17 protein-coding genes and 1 pseudogene are annotated in these 21,527 nt (G+C 67.6%); 9 read left to right on the top strand and 9 right to left on the bottom strand.

The genetic code is table 11. The annotated features are described in order from the left end of the window. Positions 1 to 70 precede the first annotated feature (70 nt). The 5 genes from ABII15_RS36240 (at position 71) to ABII15_RS36220 (ending at position 5,676) form a co-directional block, all read left to right on the top strand. The gene (locus ABII15_RS36240; protein WP_353946522.1) at positions 71 to 1,513 is read left to right on the top strand and encodes a rhamnulokinase family protein; all 1,443 of its coding nucleotides are present in this window, start codon (positions 71 to 73) and stop codon (positions 1,511 to 1,513) included. An 84-nt stretch (positions 1,514 to 1,597) separates the two neighbouring features. After that, a complete protein-coding gene (locus tag ABII15_RS36235) occupies positions 1,598 to 2,371 on the top strand; it encodes a (Fe-S)-binding protein (RefSeq protein ID WP_353946521.1) in 774 nt (257 codons plus the stop codon). Beyond that, a complete protein-coding gene (locus ABII15_RS36230; RefSeq protein WP_353946520.1) occupies positions 2,368 to 3,846 on the top strand; it encodes a LutB/LldF family L-lactate oxidation iron-sulfur protein in 1,479 nt (492 codons plus the stop codon). Before ABII15_RS36235 ends, ABII15_RS36230 begins: the two co-directional genes overlap by 4 nt. Next, positions 3,843 to 4,490, top strand: coding sequence for an LUD domain-containing protein (locus ABII15_RS36225; protein WP_353946519.1), 648 nt, complete (start codon positions 3,843 to 3,845; stop codon positions 4,488 to 4,490). Before ABII15_RS36230 ends, ABII15_RS36225 begins: the two co-directional genes overlap by 4 nt. A 22-nt stretch (positions 4,491 to 4,512) precedes the next feature. Further along, positions 4,513 to 5,676 (top strand): betaine/proline/choline family ABC transporter ATP-binding protein, encoded by a 1,164-nt coding sequence (locus ABII15_RS36220; RefSeq protein WP_353946518.1) that lies wholly within the window; start codon positions 4,513 to 4,515, stop codon positions 5,674 to 5,676. A 16-nt stretch (positions 5,677 to 5,692) separates the two neighbouring features. Here the strand turns inward: ABII15_RS36220 and ABII15_RS36215 are convergent, their stop codons facing one another. The 4 genes from ABII15_RS36215 to ABII15_RS36200 all read right to left on the bottom strand — a co-directional run bounded on the left by ABII15_RS36215 (position 5,693) and on the right by ABII15_RS36200 (position 9,247). Next, positions 5,693 to 6,856, bottom strand: coding sequence for an FAD-binding oxidoreductase (locus ABII15_RS36215; protein WP_353946517.1), 1,164 nt, complete (start codon positions 6,854 to 6,856; stop codon positions 5,693 to 5,695). An 89-nt stretch (positions 6,857 to 6,945) separates the two neighbouring features. Then, positions 6,946 to 7,896, bottom strand: a complete 951-nt coding sequence (locus tag ABII15_RS36210) for an ABC transporter substrate-binding protein (protein WP_353946516.1) — start codon at positions 7,894 to 7,896, stop codon at positions 6,946 to 6,948. Further along, entirely contained in the window at positions 7,893 to 8,567 is a 675-nt protein-coding gene (locus ABII15_RS36205) for an ABC transporter permease (protein WP_353946515.1), read from the bottom strand. Before ABII15_RS36205 ends, ABII15_RS36210 begins: the two co-directional genes overlap by 4 nt. After that, positions 8,564 to 9,247, bottom strand: a complete 684-nt coding sequence (locus ABII15_RS36200; RefSeq protein WP_353947310.1) for an ABC transporter permease — start codon at positions 9,245 to 9,247, stop codon at positions 8,564 to 8,566. The genes ABII15_RS36205 and ABII15_RS36200 overlap by 4 nt, the downstream gene beginning before the upstream one ends. A gap of 259 nt (positions 9,248 to 9,506) precedes the next feature. Here ABII15_RS36200 and ABII15_RS36195 point away from each other — a divergent pair, with 259 nt between their 5' ends. Then, positions 9,507 to 10,472 (top strand): pirin family protein, encoded by a 966-nt coding sequence (locus tag ABII15_RS36195; RefSeq protein ID WP_353946514.1) that lies wholly within the window; start codon positions 9,507 to 9,509, stop codon positions 10,470 to 10,472. Between the two features lie 829 nt (positions 10,473 to 11,301). After that, on the top strand, positions 11,302 to 11,844 hold the full coding sequence (locus ABII15_RS36190; protein ID WP_353946513.1) for a hypothetical protein: 543 nt from the start codon (positions 11,302 to 11,304) through the stop codon (positions 11,842 to 11,844). Here ABII15_RS36190 and ABII15_RS36185 read toward each other — a convergent pair. From ABII15_RS36185 to ABII15_RS36170, 4 genes and pseudogenes are all read right to left on the bottom strand, one after another. Further along, complete coding sequence (locus ABII15_RS36185; RefSeq protein ID WP_353946512.1) at positions 11,798 to 12,967, bottom strand: hypothetical protein; 1,170 nt, start codon at positions 12,965 to 12,967, stop codon at positions 11,798 to 11,800. The two genes, ABII15_RS36190 and ABII15_RS36185, sit on opposite strands and share 47 nt — an antisense overlap. Positions 12,968 to 13,269: 302 nt before the next feature. Then, positions 13,270 to 13,545 (bottom strand): annotated as a pseudogene (locus tag ABII15_RS36180) (transposase family protein); the annotation flags it as partial. 253 nt (positions 13,546 to 13,798) lie between these two features. After that, positions 13,799 to 15,445 (bottom strand): ATP-dependent helicase, encoded by a 1,647-nt coding sequence (locus ABII15_RS36175; RefSeq protein ID WP_353946511.1) that lies wholly within the window; start codon positions 15,443 to 15,445, stop codon positions 13,799 to 13,801. Next, positions 15,427 to 17,451 (bottom strand): AAA family ATPase, encoded by a 2,025-nt coding sequence (locus ABII15_RS36170; RefSeq protein ID WP_353946510.1) that lies wholly within the window; start codon positions 17,449 to 17,451, stop codon positions 15,427 to 15,429. The genes ABII15_RS36175 and ABII15_RS36170 overlap by 19 nt, the downstream gene beginning before the upstream one ends. Positions 17,452 to 17,921: 470 nt before the next feature. On the opposite strand from ABII15_RS36170, the gene ABII15_RS36165 reads away from it, so the two are divergent. Next, complete coding sequence (locus ABII15_RS36165) at positions 17,922 to 18,839, top strand: transporter (RefSeq protein WP_353946509.1); 918 nt, start codon at positions 17,922 to 17,924, stop codon at positions 18,837 to 18,839. Positions 18,840 to 18,925: 86 nt separating this feature from the next. Here the strand turns inward: ABII15_RS36165 and ABII15_RS36160 are convergent, their stop codons facing one another. After that, a complete protein-coding gene (locus tag ABII15_RS36160) occupies positions 18,926 to 19,675 on the bottom strand; it encodes a site-specific DNA-methyltransferase (RefSeq protein ID WP_353946508.1) in 750 nt (249 codons plus the stop codon). A gap of 704 nt (positions 19,676 to 20,379) precedes the next feature. Here ABII15_RS36160 and ABII15_RS36155 point away from each other — a divergent pair. Beyond that, positions 20,380 to 21,453 (top strand): C40 family peptidase, encoded by a 1,074-nt coding sequence (locus ABII15_RS36155; protein WP_353947309.1) that lies wholly within the window; start codon positions 20,380 to 20,382, stop codon positions 21,451 to 21,453. The last annotated feature ends 74 nt before the right edge of the window (positions 21,454 to 21,527 follow it).

The raw sequence follows: 21,527 nt of genomic DNA, 5'->3' as shown, positions 1-21,527 counted from the left end.
GGGAACTGCGCGCGCAACCACGACGCACCCGCACACGAGCACGTCCCCAGCACCTCCCCGGAGCCCACACATGCCCGAACTCCCCTACGCCGCGATAGACCTGGGCGCATCGAGCGGCCGAGTCATGACCGCCCGGGTCACCCCCGACACGCTCACCCTGACGGAGTCCCACCGCTTCCCCAACAGACCGGTCCGCACCGGGAACGCCCTCCAGTGGGACATCCTCGCCCTGTACGCGGGTGTCCTCGACGGGCTGCGCGCGGCGGGCCAGGTGCGCTCCCTCGGCATCGACAGCTGGGCCGTCGACTTCGGCCTGCTCGACGCCGACGGACGGCTCCTCGGCAATCCGTTCCACTACCGCGACACCCGCACGGAGCACATCGCGGAGCGGGTCTGGGCGACGGTCCCGCCGTCCGAGCTGTACGCGGCCACGGGCATCCAGTACGCGCCGTTCAACACCCTGTACCAGCTCGCGGCCGCGCGCGACACCGTCCAACTCCGTTCGGCAGAGAGGCTGTTGCTGATACCGGACCTCCTCACCCACTGGCTCACCGGCCGGCTGGGCACGGAACTGACCAACGCCTCCACCACCCAGCTCATCGACCCGGGCACCCGGGACTGGGCCCACGGCACGGCGGCCCGCGCGGGCATCGACCTCGGGCTCTTCCCGCCGCTGCGCCGGCCGGGCGACCCGGCCGGCGAACTCCTGCCGCACGTCCTGGAGGAGACCGGCCTGACCGGTCCGGTCCCGGTGACGACCGTCGCCTCCCACGACACGGCGTCGGCGGTGGTCGCGGTGCCGGCCACCACACCGCACTTCGCCTACATCTGCACCGGGACGTGGTCCCTCGCGGGCCTCGAACTGACCGAGCCCGTGCGCACCGAGGAGAGCCGCGCGGCGAACTTCACCAATGAACTCGGCGTCGACGGCACGGTCCGCTACCTGCGCAACATCATGGGTCTGTGGCTGCTCCAGGAGTGCCAGCGCGACTGGCGGGAGCCGGACGTGACGGCCCTGCTCGACGCGGCGGCGCGGGCGGAACCGCTGCGGTCGGTGGTGGACGCGGGCCACAGCGACTTCCTGGCGCCCGGCGGCATGCCCGGCCGCATCGCCGCCGCCTGCCGCGCGACCGGCCAGCCCGAGCCGCGCACCCGCGCCGAGACGACCCGCTGCATCCTGGACTCGCTCGCCCTCGCCCACCGCCGTGCCGTCATGGACGCGGCGCGTCTCGCGGACCGCGAGGTCGACGTCGTGCACATCGTCGGCGGCGGGGCCCGCAACGCGCTGCTGTGCCAGCTCACCGCCGACGCCTGCGGCCTGCCGGTGGTGGCGGGCCCCGCGGAGGCCGCCGCGCTCGGCAACGTCCTGGTGCAGGCGCGCGCCGACGGTGTCGTGGGCGATCTCCCGGCGATGCGGCAACTGCTCGCCGCCACCCAGCCGTTGGCCCGGTACGAGCCGCGCGGCGACCGGGCGGCGTGGACGGCCGCGCACGTCCGGGTCACCACCTCGTGACCCGGGACCGCCGACCACGTACGCTGCTCGCATCCGCTGTATCCATCCGATGACCGAGCCGCACCGACAACCGAAGGGGCCACGATGCGTGTCGCGCTCTTCCTGACCTGCGTCAACGACACGCTCTACCCGGATACGGGCCGTGCCGTGGTGAAACTGCTGACCAGACTGGGCGTGGAGGTTGACTTCCCGGCCGCCCAGACCTGCTGCGGGCAGCCGCACTACAACACCGGGTACCGCCGGGAGGCCGAGCCGCTGGCCCGTCATTACTCCGATGTCTTCGGGCCGGGGCTCGCCTCGAGTGATTACGACGCAATCATCACGCCGTCCGGTTCGTGCGCGGCGATGGTGCGCGAGCTGTACCCCCGCATGGGCGAGCGGGCGCGCGCGGAGGGCCGCGGCGACCGGCTCGCGGCGACCCTCGCGCCGGTGATCCCGAAGACGTACGAGCTGACCGAGTTCCTGGTGGACGTGCTGGGTGTCACCGATGTCGGCGCCCACTACCCGCACAAGGTGACGTACCACCCGACGTGCCACGGTCTGCGCTCACTCGGCCTCGGCGACCGGCCGACACAACTGCTGCGTGCGGTCAAGGGACTTGAGCTGGTGGAGCTGCCCGGGGCACAGGAGTGCTGCGGCTTCGGCGGCACCTTCGCCGTGAAGAACTCCGACGTGTCGGCGGCGATGGGCACCGACAAGGTCCGCAACGCGGAGTCGACGGGCGCCGACATCCTCTGCGCGGCCGACAACTCGTGCCTCATGCACATCGGCGGCACCATGTCGCGCCTGAAGGTCGGCATGCGGCCGGTGCACATCGCGGAGATCCTGGCGAGCACGGAGGAGGACCCCCTGTCATGAGCGGCACATTCGTCGGCATGCCCGCCTTCCCGAAGGCCGCGCACGACGCCGTACGGAACACCACCCTGCGCGCCAATCTGCGGCACGCCACCCACACCATCCGCGACAAGCGGGCGCGCGCCGTCGCCGAACTCGACGACTGGGCGCAGCTGCGCGAGGCCGGCAAGCAGATCAAGGACCACACGCTGCGCCATCTGGAGCACTACCTGGTCCAGTTGGAGGAGTCGGTCACCGCGGCGGGCGGCACCGTCCACTGGGCCGCCGACGCCGATGAGGCCAACCGCATCGTCACCCGGCTCGTGCGCGACACCGGCGAGTCGGAGGTCGTCAAGGTCAAGTCGATGGCCACCCAGGAGATCGGGCTCAACGAGCACCTGGAGGCCGAGGGCATCCACGCCTACGAGACCGATCTCGCCGAACTCATCGTGCAGCTCGGCGACGACCGCCCCTCGCACATCCTGGTACCGGCCATCCACCGCAACCGCGGCGAGATCCGGGACATCTTCGAGAAGGAGATGGGCCGCTGGGGCCGCCCGGCCCCGGACGGGCTCTCCGACACCCCGGCCGAACTCGCCGAGGCCGCCCGGCTGCACCTGCGGGAGAAGTTCCTGCGCGCCAAGGTCGGCGTCTCCGGGGCCAACTTCATGGTCGCCGAGACCGGCACCCTCGTCGTGGTCGAGTCCGAGGGCAACGGCCGGATGTGCCTGACGCTCCCCGAGACCCTGATCTCGGTCGTCGGCATCGAGAAGATCGTGCCCACCTGGCGCGACCTGGAGGTCTTCCTCCAGACGCTGCCGCGCTCCTCGACGGCCGAGCGGATGAACCCGTACACGTCGATGTGGACGGGCACCAGCGACGGCGACGGCCCGCAGACCTTCCATCTGGTCCTGATCGACAACGGCCGCACCGACACCCTCGCCGACGAGGTCGGCCGCCAGGCGCTGCGCTGCATCCGCTGCTCCGCCTGTCTCAATGTCTGCCCGGTCTACGAGCGGGCGGGCGGTCACGCCTACGGTTCGGTCTACCCCGGGCCCATCGGCGCCATCCTCAGCCCGCAACTGCGCGGCACGACGAGCGACATCGACGCCTCGCTCCCCTACGCGTCCTCGCTCTGCGGCGCCTGTTACGAGGTCTGTCCCGTCGCCATCGACATCCCCGAGGTCCTCGTCCACCTGCGCGAGCGGGTCGTGCAGGGCGGCGAGGTGACCCGGCGCGGCGCGAAGGTCACCCTGAAGCCGGCGAAGGGGCATGCCGCCGAGCGCGCCGCGATGCGCGCCGCCCGCTGGGCGTTCACCCACCCGGCCGCGCTCGCCACCGGCCAGCGCCTCGCCTCGCGCACCCGCCGCTTCCATCCCCGTACGCTGCCGGGCCCGGGACGGGCGTGGACGGCGACCCGGGACCTCCCCGCGATCCCCGCGGAGCCCTTCCGCGACTGGTGGCAGCGGACCGACGGCGGAAAGGACGCGGGCAAGTGAGCAGCAGGGACGTCATTCTGGGCCGGGTCAGGCGAGCACTCGGCGGCCCCGCCGCGCCGCCCACCTCGTACGACACCGACATCGACCGCGGTTATCGGCGCGAGCACGGCGAGCGGACGGTGGAGCAGACGGTCGATCTGCTCGCGGAGAACCTCGCGGATTATCGGGCGATCGTGCACCGCGCGGACTCCGGGGAGCTGCCGGAGCTGATCGCGTGGCTTCTCGCCGCCCGCGGTGCGCGGACCGTGCTCGTCCCGCCGGGGCTGCCCCCCGAGTGGCTGTCGGCCGCCGATCCGACGCGGGTCCACGACCGGGCGGACAGTACCGCCGCGGAACTGGACCGGGTCGAGAGCGTGGTCACCGGATGCGCCGTGGCCGTCGCCGAGACGGGCACGCTCGTCCTCGACGCCTCCCCCGACCAGGGCCGCCGCCGGATCACCCTGGTGCCGGACCATCACATCGTGGTCGTCCGGGTCCCGGACCAGGTGGTGTCCGCCGTCCCGCAGGCCCTCGAACGGCTCGATCCGACGCGCCCGCTGACCTGGATCTCGGGGCCGTCCGCGACCAGCGACATCGAGCTGGACCGGGTCGAGGGGGTGCACGGACCGCGCACCCTGGAGGTGATCCTGGTGAGCGGAGACTGAGCGGCGCGGTTAGCGTGACCGCATGATCCGGTTCGATCAGGTCACCAAGCGGTACGCGGACGGCACGACGGCGGTGGACGACCTCTCCTTCGAGGTCGCCGAGGGCGAACTGGTCACGCTCGTCGGACCGTCCGGCTGCGGCAAGACCACGACGATGATGATGGTGAACCGGCTCATCGAGCCGACGTCGGGGCGGATCTTCGTCGAGGGCGAGGACATCGCGACGGTCGACCCGGTGAAGCTGCGCCGCCGCATCGGGTACGTCATCCAGCAGGTCGGCCTGTTCCCGCACCGCACGATCCTCGACAACACCGCGACCGTCCCGGCCCTGATCGGCTGGAAGAAGGCCCGGGCGAGGGCGCGCGCCGCGGAACTGCTCGACATGGTGGGCCTGGACCCGTCGACGTACGGCGACCGCTATCCGGAGCAGCTCTCCGGCGGCCAGCGGCAGCGGGTGGGCGTCGCCCGCGCGCTCGCGGCCGACCCGCCGGTCCTCCTCATGGACGAACCGTTCGGCGCGGTCGACCCGGTCGTGCGCGAACAGCTGCAGGACGAGTTCCTGCGGATGCAGGCCGCGGTGCGCAAGACGGTCCTCCTCGTCACGCACGACATCGAGGAGGCGGTCCGGCTCGGCGACCGGATCGCGGTGTACGGGCAGGGGCGCATCGAGCAGTTCGACACCCCGGGCGCGGTCCTGGGCACGCCCGCGACGCCGTACGTCGCCGAGTTCGTCGGCGCGGACCGCGGCCTGAAGCGGCTGTCGGTGACCCGGATCGAGCCGGACGACCTGGAGCAGCCCGCGGTGGCCGGGCTCGACGAGTCCGCCGCCAGGGCCGCGGACCGGATGCGGGAGTCGGGCGCCCGCTGGGCGGTGGTCCTGGACGCCGAGGGCGATCTGCACGGCTGGGTCGGGCTCGACGAGGCGGCGCTGGCCGGGCGGGACGGCCGGGTCGTCGATCTCGCGCACCGGATGAACGCCTGGGTCCCGGTCGGTGCCCCGCTCAAGCAGGCGTTCGGCGTGATGCTCCAGCACGACGCGGGCTGGGTGGCGGTCCTCGACGGCTCCCGTTTCCTGGGGGTGCTGACCCCGGCGAAGCTGCACGAGGCGCTGCGCCGGTCGGTCGACGCCGACGCGCAGGGGGTCGGACGGGACGAGGTGACGTTCGACTCCGTCGCGGACGCGTGATCAAGGAACCCTCACCCTAAACTTCAGCTTGAGACTTGGCTCCGTGGTGGTTCATCGCGCGCAGGTTCTCGTCGTGCACGGCGTCGGCGACCGTCCGGTCCGGCCGGTAGGCGGCCAGCTCGGGCGCGGGTGGTCCGCCGGTGATCTCCTCCGCGGCGAGCCGGCCGAGGACGGGGGCCAGGGTGACCCCGCTGTGCGACACCAGGTGGTACAGGCCGGGCGCCCCGGGAGCCGCTCCCACCAGGGGCAGGCCGTCCAGGGGTACGGGTCTGACCCCGATCCGGGCGTCGGTGATCCGCGCGCCCGCGACGCCCGGGACGAGTGCGCGGGCGCGCCGGTGCAGTTCCTGCGGGAAGCCTTCGACGGCGCCCCGCAGCCGCGCGTCGACCTCCCAGGACAGCGCGAGCACCCCGCCGTCGGCGGTGGGCCGCAGGTCGAGACCGGGGACGGAGAGGATCGCGGTGAGCGGGTGGCCGGGCAGCGGCCCGCTGGTCGCGATCAGGCCCGGTACCCGCCGCAGGGGCAACCGCAGCCCGGCCAGGGCGGCGACGCGGTCGGCGCCGGGGCCCGCGCAGTTGACGACGGCGTCGGCGTGCCAGGTGCGCGGCCCCGCCCGGACGCCGGTGACCCGCTCCCCGGCACGCGGCAGGCCGGTCACCGGTGTTCCGTAGTGCGTCTCGACGGCGCCCCGGCGTGCGGCGGCGCCGAGCAGGGCGCGCGCGAACCGGGGCGCGTCGAACCAGGCGCCGCCGCCGTGCACGACGACCTCCTCGACGGGGCAGGCGGCCGGGTCGACGGCGGGGACGAGGTCGCGCAGCGCGGACGCGGGCGCGAGGCGGCAGTCGTGGCCCCACTCCCGGGCCCGTGCCGCTCTCTCGCGCAGCGCGCCCTGACCGTCCTCGTCGTCCGCCCACTGCACGTGCGGCACCGGATGGCGCCAGCCGGGCCCGCCGACCTCCTCGGCGAGCCGCAGATGCCCCTCGGATCCCTGCCGGTTCAGCCGGTAGTACGCGTACGGGGTCTTGAGGTGGGTGACGTCCGCGGCGAAGGTGGCGCCCGACGTCCCGGTCGCGGGTCCCGGCGCCTGTTCCACGACGATGACCTGGGCGCCCGCGCGGGCGAGGTGGTAGGTGACACTGGCGCCGAGCACGCCCGCGCCGACGACAACGACTCGGTACATCGGAGTCCCCCGTTTCCGGTGCTCAAGGAGGGGAGGGTGGCCGTTCCGCGTTCCCCGATCCTGTCACCGCACACCCGCCCCGTACCCGTCTACTTCAACAGTCCCTTGTCTTCCAGATAAGAGCGTGCGACATCCTCGGGCAGTCGCCGCCAGCTGTCGACCTGTTGGTTGAGGGAGGCCAGGTCGTCGGTCGTGAGCACGGAGTTGAGGGCGCCGAGCGCCGAGGCGACCTTGTCGCTGCCCGCCCGGGACCGGTTGACGACGGGCACGATGTAGTCGGCGTTCTGGAGGTGCTTGTCGTCGTCGAGGAGCACGAGTCCGAAGGAGGTGAGCGTGGCGTCGGTGCTGGTGGTCAGCACCATCTGGTCCTGCCCGTTCTGCACGGCCTGCTTGGACTGCGTGGTGCCGACGCCCTTGGGGTCGATGCCGGTGACGTCGATCCCGTAGACCTTCTTCAGCCCTGGTTCGCAGTACGGGCGTTGCACGCACTCGTCGCCCGCGGCGAGCCGCACCTTGAGCCCGGAGGCGCCCAGGTCGCTGAGCGTCTTGAGGTCGTGCTCCTTGGCGAAGGAGGCGGTGACGGCGAAGGCGTTTTGGTCGACGGCCCGGCCCGGGTCGAGCACCATGAGGCCGCGGGGAGCGGCGAGCGTGCGCAGGGCTTTCATCGTGGCGTCGAGGTCGGGCGAGCCGACCGGCTCGGCGTCGGCGCCGTGGGTCTTGGCGTTGAGCCAGTCGGCGAAGGTCGCCGCGTACTCCGGGACGACATCGATCTGGCCTGATTCGAGGGCGGGTTCGTACAGCTCGCGGTTGGCGACGGACAGGATCTCGGTCCCGTATCCGGCGTTCTTCAGCAGCAGGGAGTACATGTTGGCCAGCAGGTCGCTCTCGGTGAACCCGGCCGAGCCGATCACAAGATGGCTGCTGTCCCCCGGTGGCGCGGTCACCTCGCCCTGGTTCTCCAGGGAGGGCCCGCCACCGCATCCGGCGAGCAGCAGCACACCCATGACCAGCGCCACTCCCCACCACCGTCGCGGCCTCATCCGGCCCTCCCCCGCGTCCAGGCGGGAGCGAGCCGTTCGGCGACCTCGAACAGTCCCTCCACGATCAGGGCGAACCCGGCGACGAGCACCGCGCCGGCGACCACCTGCGGGGTGCTGGCGAGATTGAACCCGGCGGTGATGATCCGCCCGAGGCCCCCGCCGCCCGCGAGCGCGGCGATGGTCGCGGTGGCGACGAGCTGCACGGCCGCGATCCGCACCCCGTTCATGATCATCGGCAGGGCGAGGGGCACCTCCACCTTCCACAGCATCTGCGGCCCGGTCATGCCCATGCCCCGCGCGGCCCGTACGACGCCACGGTCCACGCCGCGCATGCCCACGTACGCGTTGGTGAGCAGCGGCGGCACGGCGAACAGGACGAGGGCGACGACGGTCGGCCCCTCCCCGTACTGTCCGAGCGGAGTGAGCAGGAGCAGGACCAGGACGGCGAAGGTGGGCACGGCTCGCCCCACGTTGGAGATATTGACGGCGAGCGCCCCGCCCTTGCCCAGATGTCCGAGGACGAGCGCGACGGGCAGCGCGATCAGACAGCTCACGACCAGGCACACGACCGTGAGCACCAGATGTTGCTGGAGCCGGTGCCAGATGCCGTCGTCGCCCGACCAGTGGGAGGCGTCGGCGAGCCAGTTCCAGGCGTCGGTGAGGGTCTTCACGCGGATCCCGCCCTCGTCCAGGGGGTGAGCAGCCGTCCGAGCCAGAGCAGCAGCAGGTCGGCGACGATCGCGATGACGACGCACAGCACGGACGCGGTCAGCACCTGCGCCTTGAAGTACGTGTTCATCCCGGAGTAGATGAGATTCCCGAGCCCGCCGTACCCGACGATGGCGCCGACGGTCACCAGGGACACGGCCGACACGGTCGCGATGCGCAGACCGGCCAGGGCGGCGGGCAGCGCGAGCGGCAGCTCGACGGTGAGCAGCAGCCGTACGGGGCCGTAGCCCATGCCCCGGGCCGCCTGCCGGGTCTCCTCGGGGACGGCGCGGAGCCCGGCGAGGATGTTCCGCACGAGCAGAGTCAGGGAGTACAGCACGAGCCCGGCGACGACGAGCGTCGCGGACAGCCCGTAGGCGGGCAGCAGCAGCGAGAACATCGCCAGTGACGGGATGGTGTACAGCACGGTCGTCAGGGCCAGCACGGGCCCGGCGGCCCATCCCCAGCGCCGGGCGACGACGGCCAGCGGCACGGCGATGACCAGCGCGATCGCGACGGCCACGACGGTGATCTGCAGATGCTGGAGCACGGCGTCCACGAGGATGTGGCGGCGCGTGCTGAGGTACTCGCCGCAGATCCAGTCGTTGCGGGCGAGACAGTCGTCCGGCGGCGCGTCCGACACCGCGGTCGCCGCCGGCACTGCGATCACGAAGGGCACTCGACCATTCCAGTGGCCCGGGCGGGACTCGGCGCGCTGGGCTGACCCGTACGGGCGGCGGGCGTCCGGGACGAGGGGGCCGGGTGGGGCGCTGGATGGTCCGGGTGGGGCTTCGGACGGGGCTGCGGATGGGGCTCCGGGTGGGACTCCGGGTGGGACTCCGGGTGGGCGATTTCCCGCCGCTCGACTGACGGGGCCCGGCCGCGGGGCTAGGTTGTGCGGCATGAGCAATCTTGATCGCGCGGCGGTTCCCTCGGTGTGCGGCGGCCGCGGCTTCGTCGTGGCGGAGCCGGTCCGCGAACTCCTCAGTCCGCGGCGCGTCCGGCTGGGCGAGTCCACCGAGGTACGCCGGCTGCTCCCGAACCTGGGCCGCCGGATGGTCGGGGCCTGGGCATTCGTCGATCACTACGGGCCGGACGACATCGCCGACGAACCCGGCATGCAGGTGCCGCCGCACCCGCACATGGGCCTGCAGACGGTCTCGTGGCTGCACGAGGGCGAGGTCCTGCACCGCGACTCGACCGGCAGCCTGCAGACGATCCGGCCCCGCGAGCTGGGGCTGATGACGTCGGGCCGCGCGATCTCCCACTCGGAGGAGTCACCGGCCTCCCACGCCCGCTTCCTCCACGGCGCCCAGCTGTGGGTCGCCCTCCCCGACGCCCACCGCCACACGGACCCGCGCTTCGAGCACCACGCGGCCCTCCCGACGGCGACGGCCCCCGGCCTCACCGCGACCGTCGTGCTGGGCTCCCTCGACGGCTCGGTCTCCCCCGGCACGACGTACACCCCGCTCGTCGGCGCGGACCTGTCCCTCTCCGACGGCGCCGACGTCCGCATCCCCCTGGAGCCGGACTTCGAGTACGCCGTCCTGTCGATGTCGGGCGAAACCCACGTCGACGGCGTCCCGCTCCTCCCCGGCTCGATGCTCTACCTCGGCTGCGGCCGCACCGAACTCCCTCTGCGGGCCGAGTCGGACGCGGGCCTGATGCTGCTCGGCGGCGAGCCGTTCGAGGAGGAGCTGGTGATGTGGTGGAACTTCATCGGCAGAACGCAGGACGATATCACTCAGGCGCGCGAGGACTGGATGAGTGGGTCGCGATTTGGGGATGTGAAGGGGTATGACGGAGGGCGGTTGGATGCGCCTGAGCTGCCGCCTGTGCCGCTTAAACCCCGGGGTCGAGTGCATTGAGCGGCCTGTCGTCAACATGATCGACGCGAGGTCTGGCGAGTAGCGAAGTCGGCTCTCCAGACCTCCTTTCAACGCGATCGCAAACGCTTCTCTGGACGCTTGGGCCCGCACCCGCGAGTCGCAAGTTTCGTCAGCTGTAGCCAGCTTTAGTCGGACTGATGCTGACCCAATGCTGACTTTCGTGACGCCTCGTCAGATTCAAGTTGGGTGAGAGCTACATCCCGACCAGGCCTCCTGAGCTCCTGCTTCTGCAGCCAGAGCCGCACCCTCACGCTCAGGGGGCAGTGACCCAATCGCCGCGAAGCCGCCTCCCCCGGGGAACGATGCTGACTTGAGGAGCCAGTTGCGCGGTTCCCACAAATCACTGCGGAGGTACAGGACGCAGATCGTGTATAGCAACGCGGTCGGCTCGCGCGGTTCGCTCCCAATCGGGCGGCGATCACGACCAAGCCTCAGGAGGCCGGTCCACACCGCGCGGCCCTACCACCAGTCATGACCTCTCATGGTGATTGAGGTCGAAGTACATCCCGCGAACGCGATCTCCGGGGCAGTGTCGGCTGGTCGAAGTGGATGGCGTGTGCCACCGTTTGATCGCCTTCAGGAGGGACATCGGTCCTGCCCGATTTTCGTTGCGGGTGTGGCTGGTTCACTGTTTCTGCTTTGTGGGTGGGCGGGCGTGTGGTTGCGTGCCCAGTGCTGTCGTTCTTGGGGGCCTGTGATGTCGTCGAAGTTAGATCTTGGTGCTGCTCGTCGGGTGTGTGAGGTGGCAGCTCGTGGCGCACTCCCGGCGGGTTCCTCAGTAGTCGAAGCCTGGGTACGTGGAGTGCGGGTGGCCCTGGTTGTCCGGTTGAACACAGCGGAAATTGACCGTCGTCAGCGTGAAGGTGTGGCGCCTCTGTTGGACATGCCGGTGCTGGATGCCTTGATGCAGTTGCCGGCCGGGTTACCGGTGTCGGCGTCGTCATTGTCGTCGCAAGAGCGAAAGCTGTTGGGGCATTGTCCGGCCGGGGCGGTGCGGAGGCAGGGCGGGATGCTGGTGCGTCATGCGGTTCGGCCCCTGCGGGTGGACGCAGCGGTGGTGCGGTCGCCGCGGCCGACGATGGACAGTTTGCGGCGGGCAGGCCGGTTCGGGGCCTACTCAGCTACGTCGGTGTGGCTGGACGGGCCCGTTGAGGGTGCGGAGCTGCTGGTGATGGAGGCAGCGGTGTACGGCATCGGCGTGGTCCAGGGTCAGGCCGGCGAGGCGCCGGATCTATTGGTGGCGCCTCGTGGGCTTCCGCAACCGCGGCATACGGCGGCGGGCTGGCTGCTGGCGGAACAGGTGTTCAGTGAGCTGGCAGGTTCTGACCGGGTTCCTGAATCCACTCGCTGAGCCAGCGGGGTACTTCCAACTCTCCGGGTGCTGAAAGTTTTTCACGGAGTGTCCGGTGCGCTTCGACGGCGTTCCAGCAGAGTTCCTGCCAGGCGGCGTATCGGGCCTGTCCTGGTGCCGCACGCTGGAGTTCCTGGGCCCAGGGCAGCCAGGTGGCGATGTTGTGCCGGTTGGCTGCTTCTTGGTGAGCACGATTTTCATGCTGAGAACGCGTCAGGGATTCGCCTTGGCATTCGGCGCATTCGCACGCAGGTGGTTCGGTGTCGCCGTAGAGGTCGTGCAGAGTGTCGGCGTTGAAGTAGCGGAGGAGCTGCGGGTGCAGCACTGTCGTAGTGACGGCCCGGCGCTCCCGATTCTTGGACGGCGTGGCACCAGGGGTGCGAATGCGGCGGAGCGGGGTCTGCATGCCGATGGAGGCGAAGAGAGCACCATGTGCATAAGCGTCCAGGCCGGCGAGGTCGGTCCGGATGAGGGCAACGCGCTCGAGGCCACGGATCAGTTTGCGCAAGGCGGTGGCTGTTCCTTTGAGTTGGAGCGGGTTGTAGATGGCGCCCAGGGTGATCGCTTTGATGTGGGGCAGCTGGCTGAGTTCTTCTATGAGCCAGTCGATGTCCTCGTCGCTGCGCAGCCATCCGTGATCAAGTGGCACAGCGAGAATGGTCCGTTCGACGTCCAGCTCACCGGCGACGTCCACAACGGCCGCGACGATGTCACGCTTGCCGGCCTTGATGTAGCGAGTGGGCGTGAGCGCCGCCGCGGCGCCGCTGCGGAGTTGGGCGTCAAGGAGGCCCTGTATCTTGCCGGCGTCCTCGTCGTCGAGGAATGACAGCTGGCCGGGCTCGCAGATGTGGTCAGGCCTGAAGGGCTCCTCGATCGTGGCGTATTCCTCGTACGCTTCAGGGTCGACAAGTTGCAGCGGCTCACCAGCACTGTGGGCGTTGAACGATCTGGCGATCTGGATGGCGTCCTTTGCACACAAGGTGAGCCCGTCGTGCGTCTTCCCCATCCGTGCCAGGTCGGCACGGACTCCGTCGCTGGTCCGTGTGTGCACGAGGATCTTGTCTTGCAGTACGTCCCATACAGGCGGCGGTGTCCGTAAGTGATCGCCGAGATGCCCTGTCATCCGTCCTCCCCCGGTCACGGATCGCGAAGTACCCGTTTCAAAGAGTGCAGGGGGCAAGTAGCGGGAGCAAGAGGGCGTACCAGCCGCACAATTGGCAAAGTGGACGGCTGTGCCGACACAGAGCGCGAATACTGTCGCCCGATCCTGGCGCAGGTATTCGTAGAGCCAGGGTCGGTGCCGCTTGACACAGCCGCCCCTCGAAGAGCGAGAGGAGGATGGAAGCTGGGCCAGGACAGCCGCCTTGGCCTCGCCCCCGACGCGTGCCTCCGGCGCCTCATCAGGCATCGTGGCAATGAACGTTTTCAGCGTTGCCTCTCCAGGGTGAGGACGGCTCTGGCGATGACGCTCATGCGGTAGGGGCTGATGCGGGATCTGCGGAAGATCTGCCAGGACTTCAGTCGCGCCATGCCTCGTTCGACGGGTGCCCGTGCTGCGGACAGGGCCCGGTTTCCGGTCTGCTCGGTGGGTGTGAGTTCGCCGCCTGGTGGGCGGCGCATTGCGGTGGTGCCCCAGTCGCCGGCACCGATGTAGGCCATGTCGGCGAGGACAGGGACGCCCTGTCGCGCGCAGATCCGAAGGCGAGCGTGCCGTCCAGGAGAACGAAGTCCGGATTGTGTGCGCGCAGCATCTTCAGCAGGCGGTCAACATCTCCGCCACCAAGTGGAGCTGACGGCTTCGATGGTCCCGCTCGAGGCCCCTTGCCAGGAGTCGCGAGTGAAGCAAGACGGTTCCGCCCGCTGGGCAGGTCTCGAAAGAGAAAGCGCAGCAGTCCTGGATTGGCACAGGGCCTCAACGTGGACAGCTGAGGATGAGATCTCCAACGTCATTGGTTCAGAGGTGGACGGTACCTGAGGAGAACCAGTCGTGTGCTGTGGGTAGGGCGTCGTGAGGAATATCAGTGAGGAAGACGACTGCGAGGCCACGACGAGCTCTGGAGCACGATACATAGAAGAGGTTACGCGATCGCTCCAGACGTTTTTCCAGATCCTGACCTGTGAGCATCTTTCCCATGTTGTACTGAGTCCACGACGCATCATCGATGATGACTATGACGTTGTCGAACTCATCACCTTTTACTCCGTGCTGGGTGTGAAACGGAGTGCGCTGCTCGCGGTACTCGACGAAGCGGATGACTTCCTCATAGGGGATCTCCCGAAGCGTGTTCGAGAATTCGGCCAGTTTCGCTTCGTAACCTTCGAGGATCTTTACGTTTCGACGGCGTTCCAGATCGCTGAGCTTCCGGGGCACGGACAGGAGGTGTTGCTGCGCCATGTGGTCAAGAACCTCGCCGATTGTTCCCGACTCCCGCACAGCAATCAGCTGTCTGATGTCAGCCGCGATCCGCTGTTTATCGCGGTGACTTGTGATAGCGGTCCTACCGGCTACCAAAAGGGTTGTGAGCGCCGCATAGTCGAGCGCGCGAAAGGCGCGACACAGAGCTTCGACTCGGCTGAAGTATTCGATGTAGGGCTCGTCGTTGTCCAGGAGCTTGTCGCGGCCCCGGGAGCCCAGGATCTGGTAATGCTGCAGCAGAGTGTCATAGGACAGGGCGCCCGCGATCCCTCGGTGGGTGAGCATCAGGTAGCTAGTGGTGTCGTCGGACCAGCCCAGTTCAGCGAGGTGCTGGCGAGCCGCATTCAAACGCGCCTGGCCGGAAGGAAGGGCCGAATTGAGGAAGAGGTGCACTTCCCCATGTGTGTGCTTGCCGACCGCGACTTGCTGCAGCGCTGGACGGACCTTGTTGAGAACCGCGACGACAGGAGGAGAGCAACGGTAGTTCTCATGCTTGGTGATTGAGGTCAGTTTGGGATGGGCGATTGCGCCCTGCCCAGAGGCATAGATCTTCTGCATCGAATCACCGAACAGCCCGACGACACAGGACTGACGTCCTGCCCCAGCTAGGTAGTCGAGCAGCAGACGGATCGTCTTGGGAGAGGTGTCCTGATACTCATCGACGAAAACCACCGGGTAGCAATCAGCGATAAGACGCGTGAGTTTGGGATGTCGGGTCACCATACGCAACGCCAGATCGATGACCTCGTCGTGGGATATCTCCCCGCGTGCCAGACGCCGCCGCCGGTCGACGTACTGGACCGGCGGCAGCGGGCTGCTGAGTTCACTGAGATCCTCGGGCGTCCGCAGAGACTCGTTGTACTCAATGATCTCCCGCCACAGCGCGGCCTCGAAGCCCTTGATGATCTCCCAGAGAAACTCGTGGATGGTTGCAACAGTCACGAGAGGGTTGTCGTGGATCCGTTCGGTGATCTTCCGCTTAGCGACGTTAGTGAAAGTGATACAAGCAATCCGGCGGCCTGTTCTTTTCAATTCCTTACCCTGGCTCTGGAGGCTGTGTTCCAGCGCCTCTACCAGAGTTGTCGTCTTGCCCGCACCGGCACCAGCCTCCACCAGAAAGCTACGCCGGGCTTCCAGTTCTTCGATGACCTTGTCTACCGTCGTCTTCACGGAAGCGTCAGCCACTGCAGGCCCTCGTCGATATAAAGGGGAACCTTCCAACCGTCCAGGAGCATGGCGTCGAAGGCGAAGTCAGTCTTATGGTCACGCAAATTCTCTGCGATCTGGTAGGCCTTCGACTCGATGGATGCACCACTCGGCCGCTCACCCACGGTCCGCTCGAAGTGTCCCTTCAGAGCAAGTCCGGAGAGGTTATCGGCCAGCACGGAGGCGTTGGCGATGATGAAGGCATCCTCGAAGCTACGGCCAAAAGTCCCGTTCGGCTCCTCGGGTACCTGGTAGGCGACTCGGACCTTCTTACTCATCTTGTCTTGGGTTGGCGTGGCGAGCAGATCGGTGATGGCATCCTTACCCGGGAGCCATTTCTTCAACGTGGAGTTGGATGTCCCTGCACCCAGGGTGGCGGGATGACAGCTGGGTCGCTTCTTTTGGGAAGGGTCGACGGAGTCGATGTCTGTGATGATGAGAGTCTTGACATTGAGGAATTCCAGCAGGCTGCGGAAGCGAATCGCGTAGGCGTCACCCACTTCAATGACCGAGACGTATTGGTGCTGCAGACGCGCGGCACAGCGACCGATCATCCTAGGCAACAGAAGACGTTCCGCGGTCCCCTCGACGAGGATGATCTTGTCTGCAAAGAACATGTCGCAACGGTGCAATTCCATGTACTGCTCCAGGAACCGGAGTGTCTCTCTGCCGTCACGCGTCTTCTTCACGTTGGCTTGGAAGGTGGACAGATCCTTGATAGTCACGTGACGTTCAGTCGCGTCAAAGTAGCGGATCTTCGAAAATCCGCTTCTGGCGACCATGTGGGAAGAGTGCGTGGTGATGACGACCTGCACGTTCCGGTCGGTCTTGTTCTTGATGTACTCCTCGATGTTCTTGATGAACGTCTCCTGCATCTGGGGATGCAGGTGCGCCTCTGGCTCCTCGATGAACAGGACCTGCAGCGCGGGCTGCGGGCTGGCCTGGCTGCAGCTCTCGATGAAGCCACGGATCTGCAAGATCGTAAAGATGAGTTTGCTGTAGCCGAGGCCATTGTGCCCTTCAGGCAGGGGATACTGGGCGTCTCCGGAGGGGTACTGGATCCGGGTACTCCCACGCAAGACGGCGGCACCCTCGATCAGCGCGACGATCCGAGGTGAGTGCAGTGGAGACATCAGCTCCAGGCCGAAGTGATTCAGGTCGTTCAGGAATGGTTCGAAGAGCTCGTCGTAGTTGGCATCCAATTGCTTCGACGCCAAGGCAAGCGCTTCCTCGATCTGGTCGACGTTTTGCCCTCGTTTGTCGTCACTGCTTGAAGCTCGGTAGTAGGCCTCGAAAGTCTTCGACAGGGTTCGGGTTTTGTCCGCGGGAGTGTCGTCGAACTTGTTCTGCGCGTAGATAAATCGGACTGCCAGCATCGATCGCGCGGCGCTCGGCTTGAGTTCGCGACTGACCGAGTCATCCACGGGGCTCACCGCGCGGTACGTCGCCGTGAAGTATTCGTTGAACTTCCTGCGCAGCCACTTGTGGCTGTTGAACTGGCTGCCTGCACGGTAAGCAGCTTCGCTGAAGTCCGCCAGGAGGTTCACCGGGTCGGTGGCAGCAAGTTCGGCCACAATTCGGACGCTGTGGCAGGTCTCATCGAGATCGAGGATCGCAGAGCTGATGGGAGCGAGGTCGTCTTCCTCGTCGTAGTCGATCGTGATCGCTAGATGAATGGCCGGCACCAGCTCGAGCGCTTTGCTCCGCAGAGCGACAGCGGCTTCTTCGTCGCCGTCAGCGTCCAACTGCACTGCCTCGGTGAACTGTCTGCGGGCGTGCTCCAAGTCGGCGATCCGGCTTGTGGTGAAGTCCTCGAGGACGAACTTGACGTCGTCGCTTGCGCTGAAAAACTTCTCGAACAGATTTACGAATGATGTTTTGCCGCTGTTGTTCCGGCCCACGATCAGCGTCGTTGACGCATCGACCTGGACCTCCGCGTCGCGCAAGGCGCGGAAGTTGCTCACTCTGGCGTGGGTGACGTGCATGGCGCTCCTGGTTCAGCCTGGCAAAATCCGCGCCACCATCGCCCTGCAATCTGCGGCAAGCGGGGCGACAAATAGTATGTGTTACGCATGGTGCAGTGGGGGCTATTTTCAGCCAGAGGTAGAACACACTCCGGCGGGTTGAGATCTGGCGTTGAGCTTGGGCTCAACTCGCTTGGACTCCCGGACACTTGCGGCCTGCATCCTCCGTCACCGAGCCTTTCTAACCTCACGTTGATGGCAGGAGGTGGGGGCTCAGGAGTGCCTTGACCAGGTCACTGATGCGGTTGGTGCCTCTCGCGGCCTACGTACGAGTAGCCAGGTTTCGAGGGTCGCCACTGCACCCCCAAACGGCCCCCAGCCAAAGGCGCTGGGGTGCAACCAACAGGGAGGGGGCAGTTACGCCAGGAATAAACACTTCCTGACCTCGATTGTTGCTCCACAACGATCAGTCGGGATGGCGGGGAGGGCCCATGAGTAGCCTGAAGGTCTTCAGGGTCAGAGGCCAGAATGCCACGGAGATCCCAGGGGAGGCCGTGAGTGTGGAAGCCGAGCTGCAGCGGCTGATTGAGGCCAACATGGAGACCATGCTCGGCATCCGCTTCCTGGCTACGGAGTACCACACAGGGCGACACGGGGGTCGAATCGACTCGCTCGGCCTGGACGAGAACGGCACACCGGTCGTCGTGGAGTACAAGCGGACCCGCGACGAGGCGGTCGTCGTCCAGGCACTCTCGTACCTGTGCTGGCTGCAGGACCACCCCAATGAGTTCAAGAACCTGGTGAAGGCCCGGTTCGGCGACGAGGCGGCCGGAAAGGTCGACTGGAACGCCCCGCGGATCGTGTGCGTCGCTGGCGCCTTCACCCACCACGAGACGGTGGCGGTGGAGATGATCCCTCACCGGATCGACCTCATTGTCTATCGGGTCTTCGACGACTCCGTCGCGCTGCAGCTCGTCACCGCGACCGGCGGTTCCCGGACCAAGGCGCGCGGCAAGGTCTCGTCGTCGGCACGGGCCGGCTCCTGTGCGCCGAAGTCGGTTCAGCAGTATCTCGACGCGTCGCCTCTGAAGCTGCGGGAACTCTATGCCGATCTCGACGAGCTACTGCTGTCGCACCGTGATGTGCAGATGGAGCCGCAGTTGCACTACTTCTCCTACCGCCGGATCAAGAACGTCGCCACGGTGCGCATCCAGCCTCGCAACAGGGTGCTCGTGGTGAATCTGCGTCTCGATCCTGACGCGGTGGACCTGTGCGACGGCTTCACCCGCGATCTGCGTGGGCTCGGCAGCCTCGGTCTGCAGGGCGACGTCGTCGAGGTGCGCATCGCCTCCCGCGAAGACCTCGATCGCGCCGCCGGCCTGATACAGCGCAGCGTCGAGACCGGGTAACTCAAACGAGGAAGGGCTGTTGCTCCACCTGCTCGGCGGAGCAACAGCCCTTCCTACGCCTCGTCCCTGCGGTCTTCTGCGCATTCTCACTTCTCCGGCCCGGCGAGTTCGAAGTCGTCCTGGGTGAGGGCTCCGTGCAGCCGCTGCTCGGCGATGTCGGCATAGTGGTCGGACAGCTCAATGCCGATGAACTGGCGGCCTTCGCGCAGGGCAGCCACGCCGGTGGTGCCGGAGCCGGTGAACGGGTCGAGGACGGTGCCGCCGGGCGGGCAGATCTTGACCAGCTCCTGCATGACTTCGACGGGCTTCTGGGTGATGTGGACGCGGTCCTTGCGGGGCTGGCTCGCGGTGTAGAGGCCCGGCAGGTAGACGGGGTTCCGGTTGGCGTCCACCGGTCCCTTGGTGCCCCAGACGATGTACTCGCAGGACTGCTTGAGGCGGCCCTTCTGCGGGCGGGAGACCGGCTTGTGCCAGGAGGCGATACCTCGCCAGGTCCAGCCCGCGGCCTGCAACGCATCTGTGGTGGTGGGCAGTTGCCTCCAGTCCGTGAAGACCATTACGGTGCCCGACTCGACGGTGGCCCGGTAGGACTCGGTCAACAGGAGGCTGAGCCAGAAGCCGTAGGACCGCTGGTCGCGGTTCTCACCCGGGAAGTTGGCGAGGTCGTGCTCCGCGTCGCCGGAGGTGTACTTGGCGCGGGCACTGCGGCCGGTACGTTCGCTACTGGTGCGGCCCCCGCTGTTGTAGGGCGGGTCGGTGATGACGGCGTCGACGCTGTTGTCGGGGATGCCGGCGAGCGCGGCCAGGGCATCGCCTCGGTGCAGGGTGTACGGCATTGCGCGGTTCTCTTTTCGCAGGAGGTCCGTGCGCGTGACCGGCAATTCGCCAAGTTCCGCACGGCGTAGAGCTCCACGCCTGAAAGCACAATGGCATCTACCAGGCGGGCAATGCCCCGGAGGTTAGCCATCGATTCCGGCCGGACCTAATGGCCGTGATCTTCGCAAGGCGGTACGCCAATCTTCGCGTTGAGGCCGTTTGGTACGGCCGGATTTCGTCTCTACTCTCACGGCATGTTCGACGGGCAGGGCTCCGTTCCGTACCGGTTGAGCTGTGCTGTTGCGTGTCGCCCTGGTACACGGGCGCTGTTTCGGCACCCGCGAATCAGTCTGTGAATTGGGCGGGAGTGTTCCTCCGTGTGGCGTGTGAGATTACGAGGGCGGCTGGCTGCCGCTCCGCATCAGACGGGAATCCGGATGGCCTGGATTTAGCCGATCCCGGCCTTCCGTTTCCCATCTCGACTCACGGGATTGCGTATTCCTGACCGGCTCGGTCCGGGTGGCCTTTTCGACGAGAACGCCCGCGCCGTGCTGCCTACGAGTAAGGAGCTGCTGATGCAGCATGCCCAAGCACGGCCGTCTCCGGGGCCGGCCTCCCCGCCCCACCATCCGGCGATGGGGCCTCGGCCGTGAAGACAGCCCCGGTCATCGTCGGCTCTGTCGCCCTCGGCCCCCTCCTGCTGATCGCCCCGCTGACCGTGGCGATGGCCGGCTCCGATTCGGCCCAAGCTGCCGCCTGTTCGCAAGGTGGTGCGCAGGCCGTGGATTCCGCAGCCGTGGCCAAGCAGGTCGCGTCGATCCTCAAGGGGCATGGGAAAGGCTCGGTATCGCTCCCCAGGCTCGACGACCCCGCCGAGCAGATACCGAATGCCAAGACGATCCTGGCTACCGGGATCGCCATGAAGGTTCCAGCCCGCGGCCAGGTAGTGGCGCTGGCAACAGCCCTTCAGGAGTCGGGACTTCGCAACCTCGACTACGGCGACCGGGATTCGCTCGGCCTGTTCCAGCAGCGTCCCAGCCAAGGTTGGGGGACGGCGGCCCAGGTCCGTAACCCGGTTCATGCCTCGACGAAGTTCTACGAGGCACTGCTCAAGGTCTCCGGGTGGCAGTCCATGACCGTCACGCAGGCCGCGCAGGCAGTGCAGCAGAGTGGCCTTCCCGAGGCGTACGCGAAGTGGGGATCACTCGCAACGGCCCTCCAGAAGGCCATCGCCTCGTCGTTGCCGACTCCGTCGGTCTCTGGCTCAGACGAGGCCGGCGAGAAGCACTCCGTGAGCAGCGCCTCGGAGGCGGCGTCCGCCGGGTGCGGTACTGGGGAGGACGGGACGAAGTTCGGTCCCATCCCCGCCGGCGCCCTCCCGAAGGGCTACAAGATCCCGGCTACCGCACCCACGTCGGTTCAGACCGCGATCCGTTGGGGGCTCGGGCAGCTCGACACCCCGTACCAGTGGGGTGGCGAGTGCAGCGATCCGCACGGTCAGGATCCGATGGGTCGCTGCGACTGCTCGTCCCTGATGCAGGCGTCGTACAAGGCCGGTGGCATTTCGCTCTCCCGGACCACGTACACGCAGGTCAAGGAGGGCAAGGCGGTCAGCGTCGACGCTCTCAAGCCGGGTGACCTCCTCTTCACCAACGGCACGGCCGAAGTCCCGGAACACGTCGGGATGTTCATTGGCGAGGGCCTAGTCCTGCAGGCCCCGCACACCGGCGACGTGGTCAAGATCTCGACCCTCGCCGACTGGCGGCCGGACGTGCTGGCCGCCCGCCGGATCGTCTGACCGGCGCTCCTCCCCTCCCCCCTTCCGCTCCTCCTCCTTCCGGGCCTTCGCACGCCCAAGACCGAACTGGAGTT

The organism is Streptomyces sp. HUAS MG91 (assembly GCF_040529335.1).
GTDB classification, from domain to species: Bacteria; Actinomycetota; Actinomycetes; order Streptomycetales; family Streptomycetaceae; genus Streptomyces; species Streptomyces tabacisoli.
Note: the sequence above shows the minus strand (reverse complement) of the source record. Positions and strands in the feature narration are given on the sequence as shown.

Coding starts and splice junctions, on each gene's coding strand:
- ABII15_RS36240 (WP_353946522.1), top strand. CDS start 71: ATGCCCGAACTCCCCTACGCCGCGATAGACCTGGGCGCATCGAGCGGC.
- ABII15_RS36235 (WP_353946521.1), top strand. CDS start 1,598: ATGCGTGTCGCGCTCTTCCTGACCTGCGTCAACGACACGCTCTACCCG.
- ABII15_RS36230 (WP_353946520.1), top strand. CDS start 2,368: ATGAGCGGCACATTCGTCGGCATGCCCGCCTTCCCGAAGGCCGCGCAC.
- ABII15_RS36220 (WP_353946518.1), top strand. CDS start 4,513: ATGATCCGGTTCGATCAGGTCACCAAGCGGTACGCGGACGGCACGACG.
- ABII15_RS36215 (WP_353946517.1), bottom strand. CDS start 6,856: ATGTACCGAGTCGTTGTCGTCGGCGCGGGCGTGCTCGGCGCCAGTGTC.
- ABII15_RS36210 (WP_353946516.1), bottom strand. CDS start 7,896: ATGAGGCCGCGACGGTGGTGGGGAGTGGCGCTGGTCATGGGTGTGCTG.
- ABII15_RS36195 (WP_353946514.1), top strand. CDS start 9,507: ATGAGCAATCTTGATCGCGCGGCGGTTCCCTCGGTGTGCGGCGGCCGC.
- ABII15_RS36185 (WP_353946512.1), bottom strand. CDS start 12,967: ATGACAGGGCATCTCGGCGATCACTTACGGACACCGCCGCCTGTATGG.
- ABII15_RS36170 (WP_353946510.1), bottom strand. CDS start 17,451: ATGCACGTCACCCACGCCAGAGTGAGCAACTTCCGCGCCTTGCGCGAC.
- ABII15_RS36165 (WP_353946509.1), top strand. CDS start 17,922: ATGAGTAGCCTGAAGGTCTTCAGGGTCAGAGGCCAGAATGCCACGGAG.
- ABII15_RS36160 (WP_353946508.1), bottom strand. CDS start 19,675: ATGCCGTACACCCTGCACCGAGGCGATGCCCTGGCCGCGCTCGCCGGC.
- ABII15_RS36155 (WP_353947309.1), top strand. CDS start 20,380: ATGGCCGGCTCCGATTCGGCCCAAGCTGCCGCCTGTTCGCAAGGTGGT.